Below are 16,264 nucleotides of genomic sequence, written 5' to 3'. Positions count from 1 at the left end.
GTATGCCCTGTATATCCCTCAAAAGGGCTGTCTGCACAAATATAGCGGGCATTTTTCCCGGTGCAATCATCATTTGCCGCTTTCCTCATAGATGCCAGTATCTTCGTTGAGGCTGCCTTCCCTGGAGATCAGATGTACTCTCCCTCACCCTCTCCTTCTTCTGCTGCTTCTTCCTCTTCCTCTTCCTCTTCTTCTACTTCTACTTCTACTTCTACTTATTCTTCTACTTGTTCTTCTTCCTCTTCCTCCTCTCCCTCTTCTTCGCCCGCAGCATGCACTCCCTATCCTCAAAAGGCCGCTGCCGGACCGGCCTCGCCAAGCAGCAGCGGAAGCATCTCCATCAGGCTGCCAAATTCCTGCTGCAGCAAGGGCAGAACACCGCTGCTGCGGATATTGCCGCCGGTCACGCCGAACGCCGCAAATCCGGCCAGACGGATTGAGATGACACCCGCCGCCGAGTCCTCAATGCCGACCACCCGGCGACGCTTCTCCGTACCCAGGCCCAGGCCGATCCTTGCCGCCTCGGCATACAGCCAGGGATGCGGCTTCGGCGACAATTCACCCAGCGTGCCCGCCTGGCCGGGATGAAATGTCTGCCCGGCCGTAATGACCGCGTCGTACATGCCGAACGGATCACCTAGATCCAGCGTCCGGAAGGCTGACAGAATTTCCGGCCAAGCCTTCTCGTACAGTCCCGAGGTTACAAGTCCAATCTTTACGCCCTTAGATTTCAGGGTCTGGAGGAACTCTCCCAGACCTGGCGCAGGAACAAACGCCCCCGGCTTTCCCCGGCCCTGCATAATCTCATTCATTTCATAATGGGTAATGTCAAAGTAAAGCTGCCGGGCCTCCTCTACACTGCGCTGCGGACAATATTTGGCTATGCAGTACTGCAGATGCTCCGACACGGAATGCCCGGAGACATGCGGCTCATCTTCGGGGCGCAGCGCGAAGCGGGGATTTCCCAGCAGCCGGGCTACCGCCTGCTCAATAATCCACATCCAGAAGCCTTCGCTGTGGACACTGGTTCCGTCCAGATCCATCAGCACCGCTTCTGCCGGACCCTCGAAAGCTGCATCGTGAAAAGGATACAGTGCTGGGGAACCCATCGAAGATTTTACATAACAAAGTGTTTTGTCTTCGTATACGATAAACTCAGTCTTACGGTCCTTCGGTGTCAGAATAGCGGCAACGCCGCCAACTCCCCTGCGGAATAACCCATCTCCTCCGCTCTCCTGCTCAAAGAAGCCGGCGGCCAGCTGTGACATTCCAAGACCAAATCCGGGCAATTTCTTCTCCGTCATCTCGCCCACGCCCCCATAGAAATCTTATAGCTGGCGATCTTTTTGGCCGGTATCGTCACTTCCAAAAGATTGGCAGCCAGCTGCAACTCCGGCTCATCCAGAAGCGTTTCGTCCATCCGGCAGCACTGCACATGCTCCGGGGCGATGCCGAAGGTGATGTCCGCCTTCTGTTCCGTATCCGAACCGTTGAAGAACCGGAGAATAGTTCCGCTGCCATCCTCCGCCTGCTTCACACAGCTGACATGAAGGGCAGGGTTATTCAGCGTAAAGAAGCTGGCCTCTGCCGGAAGCGCGCCCTGCCCACGGCCGGAGGTTGCGATCCGCACAGGAGTGTACAGCTGCGCCGCCTGTGCAAGCAGATCCGCCGCCTGCCAATCTCCTTCATGAATGTGAATGGCATATTCAAAGCTTTGCAGGCCAGGGCACTGAATGCCCTGATCGGGCAGCTCCGTCAGCTTCTCTTCGCTCACTGCCAGCTTGATCCGGCAGGCCCGGATTAAGGTTAGCGCCAAGGTGCTATGCTCATCCTCAAAGGCTTCATACTCGTAGATCCCTTTGGGCAGAACCGCGAGTCCATCTCTTCCATCCGTCATGTCGACAAAGGTGCGCAGCGGATGTGTACCTTCGGCCCGTTCCGCCCAATCCGTGGAATCCGGCAGCGGGATGGGCCGTGACAACACATCATAATGGCTGTCGGCCCAAGTGACCCCGGTACGCAGCCCTGTAGGGAAATTGGCGCGCAGCCAGTGATCCTTGGCACTATTATCTACCGTCAGCTTCACAAGTACATGCTTGGCGCCTTTTTCCAGCGTATAGGCTACCTTCACCGGAAGCTTTGCCATTACCCCGCTGCGCGACTCTCCGTCCCCGTAATCTGCCGGAGCCGCAAATTCATACTCCGCTTCGATCGTACTGCTCAGGGTACCGCTTACCGTTACCGCTACCTGGCTCGGCACACCAAGGCTGCTGTATTTGCGGTCATGCAGAGGAGACACATGCTTCCAGGCGTTTCCGTTCTCTCCCTGATCGCTCAAATAGTTGAGGCTGTTGTAGCTTCTGCCGGTCGTTTTATTGTGCAGACCCAGCGTCCCGTCAGGATTCACCTTCACTTTCAGAAATTCATTCTCCATTGTGTCGGGTCCTGTAATCAGTGTGCCGCTGCTGCGCAGCTCGCGCGCCTCCGGCACAATCCGGTACGTCCGGTAGCCGAGTCCGGGCAGGCGGGTTAAGCGGGCCAATAACCGGATGCGGCGGCTCTCCAGGATCGTGGGCACATCCCAGATACTGTCCACGAACACGCTGGAATTGGCACTGGCTATGGCCTGGCGTTCTACCAGCGGATCCAGCGCCGAGCTTAGGCTGACGGAAAGGGCCCCGTCGACTCTCGGTACCTCTAAATCGAGCAGCACGACTGCATTCCGTTCCATCGGCAATGGATTATAGACTACCAGCTGCATCTCATCCTGCTCCATTCCTTCGGGTGACAGCTGTGAGGCGATGTACGCCATCGCATCCTCCGTTACGATATCCCCGATGTCACCGGCTTTCCGGTATCTGTACTCCATATCGGCGCAGACGTTGTCCGGCGCACAGCCGCCGTTGGCATCATGGGTGTGGTTGGACAGTAAATACCGCCATCCCCGCTCCATGTATCCAGCCGGATAGGCAGACCCCAGCGCCGAGGCCAAAGAGGCGAGCGGCTCTGCATAATACACCAGCGCATTGCTGGCCGAGAAGTCCATTTGCTTCAGGTAGGTTCTCGCACTGATCGTTCCCGGGAACAGGAATGTCCACATGCCTTCCTTAAGGTAAGACCGGCGCTCCCCCGTGAGGACGGGAAGCTGCTCCCGGTCCAGATGTTTTTGTGCCTCCTTCCAGAAGCCCTCCAGATCTGTCTGCTCGATGTTATATTTATCCCCCAGCAGTTCCTGGGCATCGGCAATAATCTGCGATTCCAGAGGATGGGCTACCGAAATATCGTGCCCATGCATCGCCAGGAACACTTCGGTCGTGAAGTGGCGGCCTTCACGCTCAATCATGTCCTCAACCGCCTGCTTCAACTTCTCCTTGTTGTATTGGACAACCGGAGATTTAATCTCGTAAGCCTGATCTTCTCCGGACAAGGCATCCGACAGCCGGAAAGGCAGGTCATTCTCCTTGCCCCACTGATAGGTCTTGTCAAAAACCATACCGCGGGTCACTGCGCGGTGAACCTGGTAATACCAGTTATAACGAGCATACAGGCCAAAACGGCTGGCAAGCACCTGCGTTCCGTCAGGCGCGCTCCAGATCCATTCTGCATCGGCCTCGTGATGGGAGATGCCGCGGTAGAACATCATTTTATCAAGTCCGAAGTCCTGGAGAATCTGCGGCAGCTGCCCGGTCTGCCCCCAGGAGGACGGGGTGTAGGCGACCGTTCCTGTCTTACCGCCGAATTTCTCCACCACGCTCCGGCCCAGGATCAGATTACGGACCAGCGCCTCATGCGAGATGCTGAACTCCTCGGCCAGCGTATAGTACGGGCCGGCGATCAGCCGCCCTTCCTGCATCAGCTGTTCAATCTGTCCCTTGCGCTCCGGCCGCATTTCCACATAATCCTCCAGCAGGATGGAATGGCCGTCCAGCGTAAAGGACGCATAGCCCGGATCAGCAGCGAGAATGTCCAGTGTCGTATCCAGCATGGTCAGCAGATTCCGGCGGGTCCGCTCAAACGACCGCCGGAACTCCCGGTCCCAGTGTGTATTAGAGACAACCTTGATTTGTTTGATATGGGAGGTGTCTGGTTTCATGAGCTTCCTATCTCCTTTGTCATTCCAGTCTCGGGAAACTTCATTCTGCGGGACCCGGGCGCAGGGTCAGAGAGAAAGCTTCAGGCTCCTCTGTGCTCCCGCTGATCCGCAGCCTGCCGCTGCTGGTCATCTCCACCAGCGGCCTTGGAATGTCCCCGCCCTCCTGAATATCCAGAGAGAATACAAACGCCGCTTGCCGCAGATGGGTGAAATTAATGCTTTTACGCAGGCCGGAGTACAGCACCATATCCACCAGGATGGCATCCTCGTCTGTGTGAATCTCCCAGCCCCAGCTCCGCTTGGCTCCTGAATGTCCCGTGAATGCCGCGAACCATGTGGTTAGGCGCAAGACGGTCTCTCCTATCCTGATCACAGCCCCGTCTTCCACAGTTTCGGTGGAGATGCCGTTCAGGCTACCCCCGATCTCCAGTCTCAGCCGGAAATCTCCGGCCTCAATCTCACCGTCGATGCGGTCCAGATTGGGGTGGGTATCTCCGCCATTGGTCAGAAAATCCACACCAAACAGGAGATGCCCCTGATCCTGTCTGGCTTTGAAACGGGCGGAACAATAATCATAGCCGTCATGCAGACAGCGGAGCTGAATATAGGAGGGTGAACCGTTATTATCCACATAAGCCACCAGCGGTCTTCTCTGATTCCATAGGTCACTATCTGTAAAGGAACCGATGCTAACCTGCGGGGTCATAAAGGTGACTGCCCATTTGCCGCTGCCATCGCCCGCATTCCCTTCGTAGATCTGCCGCACTTCTTTTGTCCCCCTAACCGTAAATGCATCCAGATAAGCGGCCGGGCAATAGAATCCGCTCTTGTACCACTCCTCTTCATAAGGCAGCTCCTCCCAAGGAAAAAACATAACCTCCCCTTGGGTTGCGACCTGCAGAAAAGCCTTGCTCTGATCATTCAGAAGCGTCTGATAGGAGCGCGAATGCGGCCCGGACCACTGGGCGGTCGCAGGATGATAATACCCGGCGACCGTCTGCCAGGTCAGCTCGATCAGCTCATCGCTGAGCCTTTTTACCGTGCTGTCTGTAGTCTCGGAACGCAGCTTGGACAGCTCCAGAATAGCGATATAGGTATAGACCGGGCTGTTGTACTCCTGAAAGGCCCCGCGCTGCTGTGTATACGCATACAATTTTTCCAGGCGCTTCAGGCCGTACTCGGCATAATCCTCACGGCCCAATTGCTCCCCGGCAATTCTCGTAACGAAGGCTCCAATAATGGCAATATTGGTGTAATCCGGACCGACATTCCGCTTCATAATCGCCTCGCAGGCATAATCAATGGAGCGTATGACGTCTTCACGCAGAGCCTCCGGAAAGCGCCAGCCATGGCGCGACAACGCCTGAATCAGCCGGCTGCCGCAGAAATCGGCCCAGTTCCAGTCCGGAGGCGACATTTGCGCAAGCGGCTCTTCATAGAACCATGACCAGATTCCGAAGGTAGCATGGCTTCGGTCCGTATCCTGCAGGGAAATCACCTGCCTGATAATATCAAAGGCCCGCTGCTCCATCTCAGCCAGTTCGGTATCCAGCAGCCCGAGTGCATACGAAAGCGAATCTCTGGTGGAATGGATAAACTCCGCCTGCTTCAGAGTTGTATGATAACCCGGGCTGCTGAACGGCGAGCGCAGCATGCAAATTTCCGGATCATAACGGGACTCCAGCATGCGCATTTTACGGATCAGCATTTGCTGCTGGTCTATCACTGGATTGGTATTGCCGGTCATCTTGTTCATCTATCTCCCTGCCTTTCTCTGGTAAGACGGTTTGGCTGATCCTACTGGGTCAAGGCCGGATCACCGATCCAGATCCAAATTCAGATCCAAATTCAGTGCCTGTGCCAGCAATTGCATGACCAGCCCCTGCCCGTACAGCGACGGATACAGCGAAATTTCGTTATACGCCTCCTCCGACGGCATGACGGGGGTGCCTCCCGACACACCCTGGACTTCACCGTTATCCTGGATAAGCGGGAGGATGCCTTCAAGGGTGACCCGGGCGATGCCGAGATAAGAAGGTTCGAGCATACCGTGCCTGACTCCCTGAATGAAGCCGCAGGCGATGCCCGCACTTCCCGATGTTTCCTGGTAATAGTCCGGCCTGTCGAGCACCGTATGCCAGAGTCCGCCTGTGCCCTGGCAGGACCTCAGCGCTGAAGCAAGCTCCGAATAGCGGCTGTACAGCTCTTCGGGGACCGGTACAAGCCCCTTGATCCCGGCCACAATTTGCGGAATGGCAAGGGTAATCCAGGCGTTGGCCCGCGCCCAGCGGACAGCCGACATATGGCTGCCCTCCAGGCAGTTCCAGCCGTGGAACAGCAGGCCCGTCTTCGGGTCCTGCAGCAGCCGCAGATGAAGCAGAGTCTGCTGCAGCGCAGCCTCGGCCATGCCGCGGTCTCCGGTCAGGTTGGCGAGCCGCGCCAGAAACAGCACAGCCATGTATACCGTATCTGCCCATACCTGCTCAGGGAACAGGGCCGCTTCAGTGACGGTATGCTCCAGCGCGCCTTCCCGGGTCCTCGGTGCATCTTCCAGCATCCAGGCGGCGGTTTCCTGCGCTTTGTGCAGAAACCATTTATCCCCTGTCCGCCGGAACAATTCAGGGAACACGGCATAAGGAGCCATGGAATTAATGACTTTCACACCTTCTGCCTTCTGCTTATTCCGCTCAACCCACTGCAGCAGGTAATTCATAACCTTGTCCTGTCCGCCAGCCGTTCCATAATCCAGTATGGAAATCAGCCCGACCCCGGGGACCCAGTCCCAGTGATCCATGTCCATTCCCCAATTCCCTTGATGCCGGGGGGAAATCATACATTCGAACAGCAGGTCCAGCTTTTCCTCCAATAACTGCTTAGTATCGGGCATGCTGAAGCCCCCTTGGAATGGTGTTCATTCCCTCAGGATCTGCCTGCACCGGTGATACCCCTTGAAACGGAATCTCCCCGAACAGCGCCTTAACCGTCAATGCCACCGTATCTTCATGCAGTGAATACGCATTTACCAGCGTGTCGAGAAAAGGCATATCCCGGAGCAGGTACGGTGTGGCAAAAGAGATCCCGATCGGGTGGACCGTCTCCGCATGCTGCATCGCCCAGATCGCCTTGGCGGCTTCCCCCACCGGACGGGCCGTGTTCATCATGCCATGGAGCGGCATAAAATAAGGCGTAAACGCAGCATCCCAGTGAATCCCGGATTGTTCCCACTTCTGCAGCGTATTCAGCGGTTCGAATTCATCCAGAATATCCACCTGCAGCCCTCTGGCCTTCAAGTGCCCGACAAACAGCTCCATGCGGTCATATTTGCGTCCCTCTGTCACTTTGTTCAGCATAATGACGAGAACTCTGCGGGTCGTCTGCGGATTCAGGGGCAGGAGATTTCTCCGGTTGCGGACCAGCGTAATACACCGCCCGGCAAGTGTCGTGCTTAGTTTTCTGGCCTCCCGGTCCAGCTCAGGATGCAATTTGTCATTCAGCAGCGGAGCAGCGGAGTGATCCCGGCCCTCGGCATCCAGATGCTGCATACCCAGCTCTGCCTTCATCTCCAGAACCCGCCGGACACTCGCGTCCAGCCGTTCCATCGTTACCTTGCCGCTGGCGACTGCCCGTTCCATGAATTCAAAATAGTTCACACCCGGCCACAGCAGCACATCGGTCCCGCAGTTGAAACAATCTACAATCCGCGTCTCATAATCGCCCCAGGCCAGAAATCCGCCCATATCCAGCGCATCCGACAGGACAACTCCCTCAAACCCCATGCGGTTCCGCAGAAGCTCCGTTGTAATGCGTGCCGAGACCGTAGCGGGAACAGGCTTATTCCCCTGCGCATTCGCCTCCAGCCAGGGAAGGGCGATATGTCCTGTCATATACGACATCACGCCCTGATCAATCATCTGCTGGGACACCCGGCCATAAGTGGCGAACCACTCCTCTTCGGACAAACCGTTGATGGTGGTAATGATATGCTGATCCCTGTAATCCACCCCGTCTCCCGGAAAATGTTTGGCACAAGCGGCAATACCGTAATCCTGCATTCCCCGCATCACGGCGCTGGACAGGCGCAGTGCCCGCTCCGCATCATCACCCAAACAGCGGGTCGTAATCACCGGATTCATCCAGTTCAGCAAAAGATCCGTACCCGGCGCCAGCGCCCAGGTAAACCCGGCCGCACGTCCTTCGATTGCTGTATACTTGCCGTACTCGTAGGCCAGCGCTTCATCATCTGCTGCGGCAAGCGCAAGCAGCGGAGGAAAAGCGGTTAAGCTTTTGACTGCAGAGCCAGCCCCGAACTCCAGGTCGCCCGAGAACAGCAGCGGAGTTTTGCTGACCTTCTGAAGCAGCTCCACCCACTCGCGGTATTCCTCCGCTTTTCCGGCAGCCTTCTGAATCACCTCTCCGCCGATAAAGAAGCTGCCCACCGGATATTTCTCCAAATACGCCCTTATAGTCCCTTCGTCCATCCCTTGGAATGGCAGCCTGCCCGCATGATCCTGCATCGTCTGCCCGATCTTTTCACGCAAGCTCATGGATCGTAAGGTGCGCTCTACCCAGTCCTGCTCTTCCTTAGCTAATGCCTTTCGCATGGTCACGATTCCTCCCGGTAGTTTCTAACCCCAGTGTAACGAAACCCGGCGCCACTCTAAATAAAGGCAACTACAAAATAAGTTCAAAATTCTATAAACATCTAGAATCTTCTACAATTAGCAAACTGAAAAACCCCGCAGCTTCGTGATCCAAAGCTGCGGGGGGGAGGCTGGCCGATCCTTCGATCAATTCAGGCTGATTTGAAGGGTCTTGTTTAACTTGTTATTCTCCTTGTTCATCTCCTCATATCGCCAGATATCGTTGACAAAAAAGCTGATAGTGAAGTCTCCGATGGTCGGCACTGTCCACCTTGGCGTTCCCTGGGCACTACTGTTGGCCGTAAGGGTAATCTCCTCGCCCGGCTGGATGACCGTGTTATTCGTGTCCGACCAGGATACGACCCCGCCATTGACGGAGAAGGCACCGCCTGTAATCTGCCCCAGCCCGGTGGAAGTGTTCAGCGGGGTAGGACGCACGCCGATATTTTTAACCTTGGCCCAGAAGATTAAGGAATCACCCAACTCGGGGGTCACATGACTGGAAGGTGTGCCGTCGCTGTTTACGATATTCCAGCCGACCTCCGTGACGGTTAGATCCGCCATCGGAGCCGGGAGTGTAGACTCATAGCCCTCGAACTCGAAGCCGTGGACCATTATCGTTCCGGTGTTATGGACGACCTCGATCCGGTGCAGCCCATAATCCAGACCCGTCAGCTCATAGACGATCTTGTTGTCGCCCTCCAGCCCGGCCTGGGGAATGACAACGGTCTCCTTATATTGCCCATCAACATACACATCCGCGCTGCCCATATTGCTCTTAATATCCGATCTCCAGCGGACACCGATTCCGTTAAAGTTAAACACCGCCGACGAATCCGGCGAGTAGGTTACATGGGATACCCCGTTCGGCGCCGTTTCAAACCCGGTATAGTCAATATAGGCATGGTCATGCTCTACCGTGTACCAGGCGGACACCGGAACATAAAGGCCTTCCTCCAGCTTGAAATAATCGAGATTGGCACCGTTGCCTGCGGAAGTGAAGCTGATCGTGTTATAGCCCGGCTGAAGCGTAACACCGAACTGTCTGGCAGTAATGTTGCTGTTCCAGCTGCCCGTTGAAGGTAAGCTAACCGTGGACAGCCTTTGCCCGTTCACGACGATATTTTTCTTCGAGTCCTGATTGGAAGCGTATGCAATAGTCAAGGTATAGCTTCCGCCCAATTCCGAATACAGCCCCTGGATGGAAATGCCGCCGCCATGGGTCTGCTCCACAACCTTTCCTCCGGATGCTCTGCTGTTATTGCCGATTCGCAGAGGCAGGGCAAATGAGGCAGCTTCCGCTTCAAACTTGGTGGGATCTCCCGGGACATGCGGCGTGATCGGCATGGCCGGTGTAGTTGCCGATACGGCTGGGCTTAATGCCGAAATATTGCCGAAGTCATCCACGGCTTGAACCCTGTAGCTGTACTCCGTTTCCGGGGCCACACTATAGTCGCTGAAAAAGGTTATCCGGCCTGGAACCGTCATTACCGGAGTAACCCCGCCATCACGGTACACGTTGTAGCGGACCACCGCGTCATTGTCGGTCGAGCCATTCCAGGTCACCTTGATCTGCTCATGGCTGACCGCCACCGCTGCAGGACTGCCGGGTACAGTCGGTGCTTCTGTCTCCAGCTTATCCAGAATATACTGAACCGTTTCGCCGGCTCCCAGGGTAACCGTAAGCGTAATATCCGGCGTTGCCGTTAGCTGCACGGTCGAATGAGCAGCAGCGTAGGAATTGCCCGCTCCGAACACTTCTCCGGCATATAGCCCGCTGCTGGGCATCTTTACCCGAACCTTCATCGTCATCGGCTTTTTCTCGAAATTGACGAAGTTCAGCAGGATTTTATCCGATTCCGCCCCGATAGCCGTGGTACCCAGTGCCGATGTATCCACCGCGCGGAAGTATACCTTTTTCATGTTCAAGTTCGAGGTGCATCCGCATGTATTCAGCACTTCGTAGCTCAGCGGACGGCCATGGGTAGCGTACGCGGCAGCCAGCCTGCGGAATGTCTTCAGCCGGGTCTCTCCCGCCTCACTGCTGTTGGCCGGTACCGCAACAGTATCTTCATAACGGTGCGTATTCCAATTGATGCCGGAAGCAAACAACCCAAACTCAGTGCCGTCGTTAAAGAACGCCGCATGCTGCATAATATGGTCCACATATCCAATGTTTCCGCGCATCTCCCGGTCAAAAGCAGCGGCGAACCTGTAGGCATAGGTCCCATACTTCGTGTTGTCGGAATGGTTGTCATTGGTGCCCGTTTCGCTCATCGCCATCTTTTTGCCGAAGCCGTCATCCGCGTCGCCATAGACCCGCAGATTCTCATACAGGCTGCCGCCCGGCAGCGGCTGCACTCCCGTTCCGCCATAGCTGTGCCCATTCGTCACATCGGACAGCTCCTCGATCTCCCTGCGCTGCTCCGCGTCCCGCTCCCAGCCGTCAGGGGTGCCGTTATAAGGCCAATACGCCCAACCCGGGGCAACAATCTTGAGATAGGGCTGGCTGTTCGTTGCCCGTTCTTCATCCATCAGCTCATGCGTGGCTACTACGGCTTTCTGGGCCCAGCCGAACAGCCCCGGTTCATTTCCGGTTTCGGCATACTGGTACAAATCACCGAACTTGCTGACAAAGTTAGCGTAGTAACTCCGGAGTGCTGCCGGGACTGTGCCGCCGCTTAGCTCGCTGTTATTCCTCCAGTTGCCTCCGATGATGTTGACCATCGGCTCGAGGTTCAGATCACGTAGCGTTGCCAGGTAGTTTCGCCCCTGCGGATCCCAGCCTGCGCTCGTATCGGACCAGAAAGAGGCCCGCATCCAGTTGCCGCTGTAGGCAATGCCCAGCCACTTGGCCATAGGCCCCAAATGGCGGATCGCATTCTCGTCGTATTTGAAGGTTTCCGCGGCAATTGTACTTCCCAGATGGACATACCGTCCATGGATCGGCTCGACAGCCGGTGCATTCAGCGACTCCAGCTTGAAGTAATCCCACTCGAACCATAAATATTTGTCTCCGTTATAACCGGGAGCCTGCGGATCCGCGTACAACCCGCGATCCACGGTTAGCCGGACTGCATTTCGCCCGGTCTTCAGCTGTTCCTTGGGAATGTATAGCCTGTAGGTTTGTTTCCAGGTATTCTCCAGCGTCTTCTCACCGTCATTCAGGCCGGTGATCTGAATAAGCCCGCTCATCAGACCGTTTGTAAATACAGCAAGCTGGGGAATAGCTGTGCTTGCATCGATAACTTTGAGGCTAAACTGGACTCCATATTCAGGAACCCGGCTCAAATGGAAGGAAAGATTCATGAATCCGTTGGCGTCGGTCTTCATACCCTTGGGGATGTTGTCCCAGTGGCCCGGAGGTACTGGAACTTGGAGAGTCTTGCTGTAGACATTGTTAGAGACGGTAAATTCAGCAGAACTATTATCCGAATTGCCCACCTGCCATAACAAGGTCACCGGAGGTTCATAGGTTGATGCAGTAACCGTGCTATTGTGTACGGAATCCGTGGCCGCTGCTTCTTGTGAATCGGCCTGATGTTCGATCCTTGGACTTGTAACAATTGCATCTTCAGCAGCGGCCGATGCCTCACCCATGGATCCATCCGGTATCCAAAAGGTCATCAGCATCAACGCCAGAATAAGCAGTAAAGCAATGTTTTTTTGAATTCGCACAATAAACACCCTCTTCTAATAAGGTAGATTCGGGGCACCCCAAGTGCTGGCTAGGCGAATATGAATACCCGAAGTCCGGGCAAGCAACCATTATGGCCAGGCTGCTTGCCGGATATCGGGTCTGCTACTGCTGCGGCTCCTTATTTGGTGGCCAAAAATGCATCCATTTGCGATTGAATCTCGTTAATCACTGCTTCCAGTCCTGCAGCCTTCAGCTTGCTGTTCATTTCCTTGAGGATAGGTTCCGGATCCTGCTCCCCGGAGTACAAGGTATTCTTATACTGCTTCGTAATATTGATCAGTGCCCCAATCTGCGATTGCACCTTCGTCGAATCAAATACAAATCCGATAACCGGCGAAACTTTGGAGTTCTTGTTCCAGTCCGTGTAGAGCTGTACGCGTTTCGGGTCTTCATTCTTGTTCAAATAGTTAAGCAGCACGTTCCCGATCATCCAAGAGGATACGGAGTTGTAGCCGCTGTCCGGAATGAAATCGACAGTATTCTCGCCCACCTTATTGTAGTGTTTGCCTTCAATACCGAAGGTAAGCAAGTTGTAGAGGACAGGATCTGTATGAATCAGGTTTATAAACATCATAGCGCGTTCCGGATTCTTTGATGTTCTGGAAATGGCGAGCATCGAGCCCTGCAAGCTTTTGGTGCTTACTTGAACCGGAAGCAGCGTTTTGATGATCATCGGTCTCTCCGCGAGCCGGGTCCAGTCGTTGGTGGATGTAGGATTCATATTGCCGTACACGAACCAGGCTTTGCCGCTTTTCACCGCATCCTTAAGCTCAGTCTTGTCAGTGGCCCCGTTCTTGTTGATGTATCCGGCCTGGTACCACTTGCGGATCAGCTTAAGTCTTTCCACGATTTCGGGAGTGTCGTATTCGTTGAACACCTTCATGGTTTTATAATCGAGCAGCGTTGGAATTTCATTGCTTCCGTCCAGATCTTCACTTTCCGGATACACTGTGAACCAGTTCAGGCTGTCTGTATGGTTCATGAACAGCGGCGACATGGTCGGCTCCTTCTCTTTAATGGTCTTCAGCATCGGCTCGATATCCTCCAGCTTGGTGATGCTGTTCACATCGAAGCCGTACTTGTCGACAATCGCTTTGTCAAAGGCGAACCCTACGGATTGGCCCAGCTCTTTTTCCGTTGGAACCGCATACAAATGTCCGTTTACAGTAGCCGCTTGCAGATAAGCGGGGTTGATTTGTGCCTTGGTTTCTTTGGCGTAGGTATCCAGCAGCTCTTCCAGCGGCAGATACGCGCCTTTGGCAGCATTGGTCATGAAGTTCCAGGTAAAGACCATGTCGAACACTTCACCGGATTGGATCATCAGATTCACTTTATCCGCCGGTTTATCCCAGCTCAGCTGGTTAATCTTGATCGTGGCATTAATTTTATCCTTCAAATAAGCATTGATGGCCTGCTCAACAGACGCTACATCCTTATCCGGACCGCCCGGGAGATACAGGGACAGCTCCACCTGCTCCAGCTCATTTGTTGTTTCGGTTGCTTCTGTTGCTTTGGCAGTTTCAGTGGCGGCTGGGGCTGCTGTGCTTTCCGCGGTTTTCTCGGGGGCGGCGGTTTTATTGTTATTATTATTCCCCGAGCACCCGCTGAGTGTCATTCCAATCATAAGTACAAGCGAAAGCAGTAGACCCGTGCCTCTTTTACCTGTCATTACTCTTTTCCTCCCTTTGACTTGAAAATATATGCTAAATCGGTGGATTCCGAGGTTAGCCTTTAATGGACCCGAGCGTTAAGCCCTTGATGAAATAGCGCTGGAAAAACGGATACGCCAGCACAATCGGACCGATTCCGATCAGCGCCATCGCCATGCGGATGGTTTCTCCCGGCAATTTGGCCAGTTCTGTGGCCGAGCCTTGAATCAAGGCGCTGTTGCGGCTCAGATAATCCGCCTGCGAGATCATTTTATACATCAGGTATTGCAGGGAATAGAGCTTGGTGTCGGTAATAAAAATCATGCTGTTAAACCAGTCATTCCAGTAATGCAGGGTGTTGAACAATCCAATGGTGGCAAAGACCGGCAGGGATAGCGGGAACACAATCCGAAAGAAGGTTCTTAGTTCCCCGGCACCGTCAATTTTGGAGGCTTCAATCAGCGCAGGCGGCACAGACATCTGGAAGTAGGTTTTCATAATCAGCACGTTAAAAGGAGACAGCAGCATCGGGATGATCAAGGACCATATGGAGTTTTTCAGATCCAGTACCTGGGTGTACACCATGTACCACGGCACCAGCCCCCCGCCAAACAGCATCGTGAAGAAGATCAGAAAGGCGAAGAAGCCGCGATATTTGAAATCCGTCCGTGAGATCGGGTACGCATAGAGTGAAGAGATAAATACGCTGAGCAGTGTACCGACTACCGTCACAAAGATGGATACGCCGTAGGCTTTTGCAATGATGGTGTAATCCTTAAAGATATAGGCATAAGCCTCCAGACTAAGCTTCTCCGGGAAAAATTGATAACCGTTGAGCACAATATAATCATAGTCGGTAATCGAGATCATAAAGACCAGCACAATCGGCAAGAGACAGGCTATCGTCAGGATGATAAAAATAATATGGAGTATCATATTCGTTACTTTGGATATTTCGTTATTGGTCACAGCTTCTCCCTCCTCTCACAAATTTAGAAAACGGCCTGGTCTTTGTCGACCTTGCGCACGATCCAGTTCGAGCCCAGGACCAGGAAGAAGCCGACCACCGATTGGTATAAGCCTGCCGCTGCGGACATGCCCAGATTGCCCATATTGATAAGCGCGTTGTATACATAGGTATCAATGACCAGCGTTGTCGGATACAGCGCCCCGGAGTTTAGCGTGGTCTGGTAGAACAGCCCGAAGTCAGAGCGGAAGATGCCGCCGATCGCCAGGATGGTCGTGATGATAATGACCGGCCGGATGAGCGGAATTGTGATATGAAGAATCTGCTTCCACTTGCTGGCGCCATCGATCAGAGCCGCCTCATAGTATTCGGAATCAATGCCGATGATGGCCGCAAGATAAATGACACAGCCGTAGCCCACACCCTTCCAGAGGTTAATCAATGGCAGAATAAACGGCCAGTATTTCGGCTCCGAATACCAGTTGATTTCATTCAATCCAAACAGGGACAAGACACCTTTATTAATGAAACCGTATTCAACATTCAGAAAGGCGAACACCAGATAACTTACAACGACCATAGATAAAAAATAAGGAAAAAACATTATACTCTGATAAAATTTCGCGGCCAGCTTATTTCTCAGCTCGTTCAGGGCAATCGCAATCGAAACCGCAATGACCAGATTGAGAATAATAAACACGAAATTGTACAGCACCGTGTTTCGGGTAATAATCCATGCGTCCGAGGTCGCGAACAGAAATTTGAAATTATCCATCCCCACCCACGGGCTTCTCAGGATCCCATCAACATAGTTGATATTTTTGAATGCAATGATGATTCCGAACATCGGCAAATAATTGTTGATGAGCAGAAAAATCAAACCGGGCAGCAGCATCAGCAGCAGCACCTTATGTTTCAGCAAATGCTTAAATATGGACCCTTTTTTGGCTCCCGGCCGGACCGGTGAGCTTTGTCCAGTGTTGATCGCGCTCCTCTTCTCATGAGTAATCATCACTTCCGCCTCCTGATTCCTTAAGCAGTCTCTCTCTTCCATGACTTAAGTTTATCCGGAGAGCGGCGGCTTCTAAATAAGGTGATCTATAATAAAAGTTCGAAATCCTACAGTCTTTTGTGTAGAAAAAGAGAGGGCTTGAAAAAAACACGCGTGCAAAAAAAAGCAGCCCACAATCCTGCTGTGGGCCACTCTTTTGTGAA

The 16,264-nt window shown here is 53.9% G+C and carries 9 protein-coding genes; all 9 read right to left on the bottom strand.

Annotation, left to right across the window (positions count from 1 at the left end; translation table 11 throughout):
- Positions 1-287 precede the first annotated feature (287 nt).
- The 9 genes from ACQ76X_RS23535 to ACQ76X_RS23495 all read right to left on the bottom strand — a co-directional run bounded on the left by ACQ76X_RS23535 (position 288) and on the right by ACQ76X_RS23495 (position 16,061).
- On the bottom strand, positions 288-1,304 hold the full coding sequence (locus ACQ76X_RS23535; protein ID WP_438496168.1) for an HAD family hydrolase: 1,017 nt from the start codon (positions 1,302-1,304) through the stop codon (positions 288-290).
- Positions 1,301-4,093 carry a glycoside hydrolase family 38 C-terminal domain-containing protein gene (locus tag ACQ76X_RS23530; protein WP_438496167.1) on the bottom strand — a complete coding sequence of 931 codons (2,793 nt, stop codon included), beginning with the start codon at positions 4,091-4,093 and terminating at the stop codon, positions 1,301-1,303. Before ACQ76X_RS23530 ends, ACQ76X_RS23535 begins: the two co-directional genes overlap by 4 nt.
- Positions 4,094-4,133: 40 nt before the next feature.
- Entirely contained in the window at positions 4,134-5,849 is a 1,716-nt protein-coding gene (locus ACQ76X_RS23525) for a hypothetical protein (protein ID WP_438496166.1), read from the bottom strand.
- Positions 5,850-5,909: 60 nt separating this feature from the next.
- Positions 5,910-6,980 carry a glycoside hydrolase family 88/105 protein gene (locus ACQ76X_RS23520; RefSeq protein ID WP_438496165.1) on the bottom strand — a complete coding sequence of 357 codons (1,071 nt, stop codon included), beginning with the start codon at positions 6,978-6,980 and terminating at the stop codon, positions 5,910-5,912.
- Positions 6,967-8,694, bottom strand: a complete 1,728-nt coding sequence (locus tag ACQ76X_RS23515) for a glycoside hydrolase family 3 protein (protein ID WP_438496164.1) — start codon at positions 8,692-8,694, stop codon at positions 6,967-6,969. Before ACQ76X_RS23515 ends, ACQ76X_RS23520 begins: the two co-directional genes overlap by 14 nt.
- Positions 8,695-8,880: 186 nt before the next feature.
- Complete coding sequence (locus tag ACQ76X_RS23510; protein ID WP_438496163.1) at positions 8,881-12,411, bottom strand: carbohydrate-binding domain-containing protein; 3,531 nt, start codon at positions 12,409-12,411, stop codon at positions 8,881-8,883.
- A gap of 140 nt (positions 12,412-12,551) precedes the next feature.
- Positions 12,552-14,102, bottom strand: a complete 1,551-nt coding sequence (locus tag ACQ76X_RS23505; protein WP_438496162.1) for an ABC transporter substrate-binding protein — start codon at positions 14,100-14,102, stop codon at positions 12,552-12,554.
- A 55-nt stretch (positions 14,103-14,157) separates the two neighbouring features.
- Positions 14,158-15,051: a carbohydrate ABC transporter permease gene (locus ACQ76X_RS23500; protein ID WP_038584856.1), complete on the bottom strand. Its 894-nt coding sequence runs from the start codon at positions 15,049-15,051 to the stop codon at positions 14,158-14,160.
- Between the two features lie 23 nt (positions 15,052-15,074).
- A complete protein-coding gene (locus ACQ76X_RS23495; protein WP_342480942.1) occupies positions 15,075-16,061 on the bottom strand; it encodes an ABC transporter permease in 987 nt (328 codons plus the stop codon).
- Between the last annotated feature and the right edge of the window lie 203 nt (positions 16,062-16,264).

It is taken from the genome of Paenibacillus sp. IHBB 3054, from assembly GCF_051594305.1.
Classification (GTDB): domain Bacteria; phylum Bacillota; class Bacilli; order Paenibacillales; family Paenibacillaceae; genus Paenibacillus_AQ.
The sequence above is the reverse complement of the archived record's forward strand: the minus strand, read 5'-3'. Positions and strand labels throughout refer to the sequence as shown.

What these genes read in the sequence shown, in the direction of transcription:
- ACQ76X_RS23525 (WP_438496166.1), bottom strand. Translation starts at nt 5,849, where the DNA reads ATGAACAAGATGACCGGCAATACCAATCCAGTGATAGACCAGCAGCAA.
- ACQ76X_RS23530 (WP_438496167.1), bottom strand. Translation starts at nt 4,093, where the DNA reads ATGAAACCAGACACCTCCCATATCAAACAAATCAAGGTTGTCTCTAAT.
- ACQ76X_RS23505 (WP_438496162.1), bottom strand. Translation starts at nt 14,102, where the DNA reads ATGACAGGTAAAAGAGGCACGGGTCTACTGCTTTCGCTTGTACTTATG.
- ACQ76X_RS23520 (WP_438496165.1), bottom strand. Translation starts at nt 6,980, where the DNA reads ATGCCCGATACTAAGCAGTTATTGGAGGAAAAGCTGGACCTGCTGTTC.
- ACQ76X_RS23495 (WP_342480942.1), bottom strand. Translation starts at nt 16,061, where the DNA reads ATGATTACTCATGAGAAGAGGAGCGCGATCAACACTGGACAAAGCTCA.
- ACQ76X_RS23515 (WP_438496164.1), bottom strand. Translation starts at nt 8,694, where the DNA reads ATGCGAAAGGCATTAGCTAAGGAAGAGCAGGACTGGGTAGAGCGCACC.
- ACQ76X_RS23535 (WP_438496168.1), bottom strand. Translation starts at nt 1,304, where the DNA reads ATGACGGAGAAGAAATTGCCCGGATTTGGTCTTGGAATGTCACAGCTG.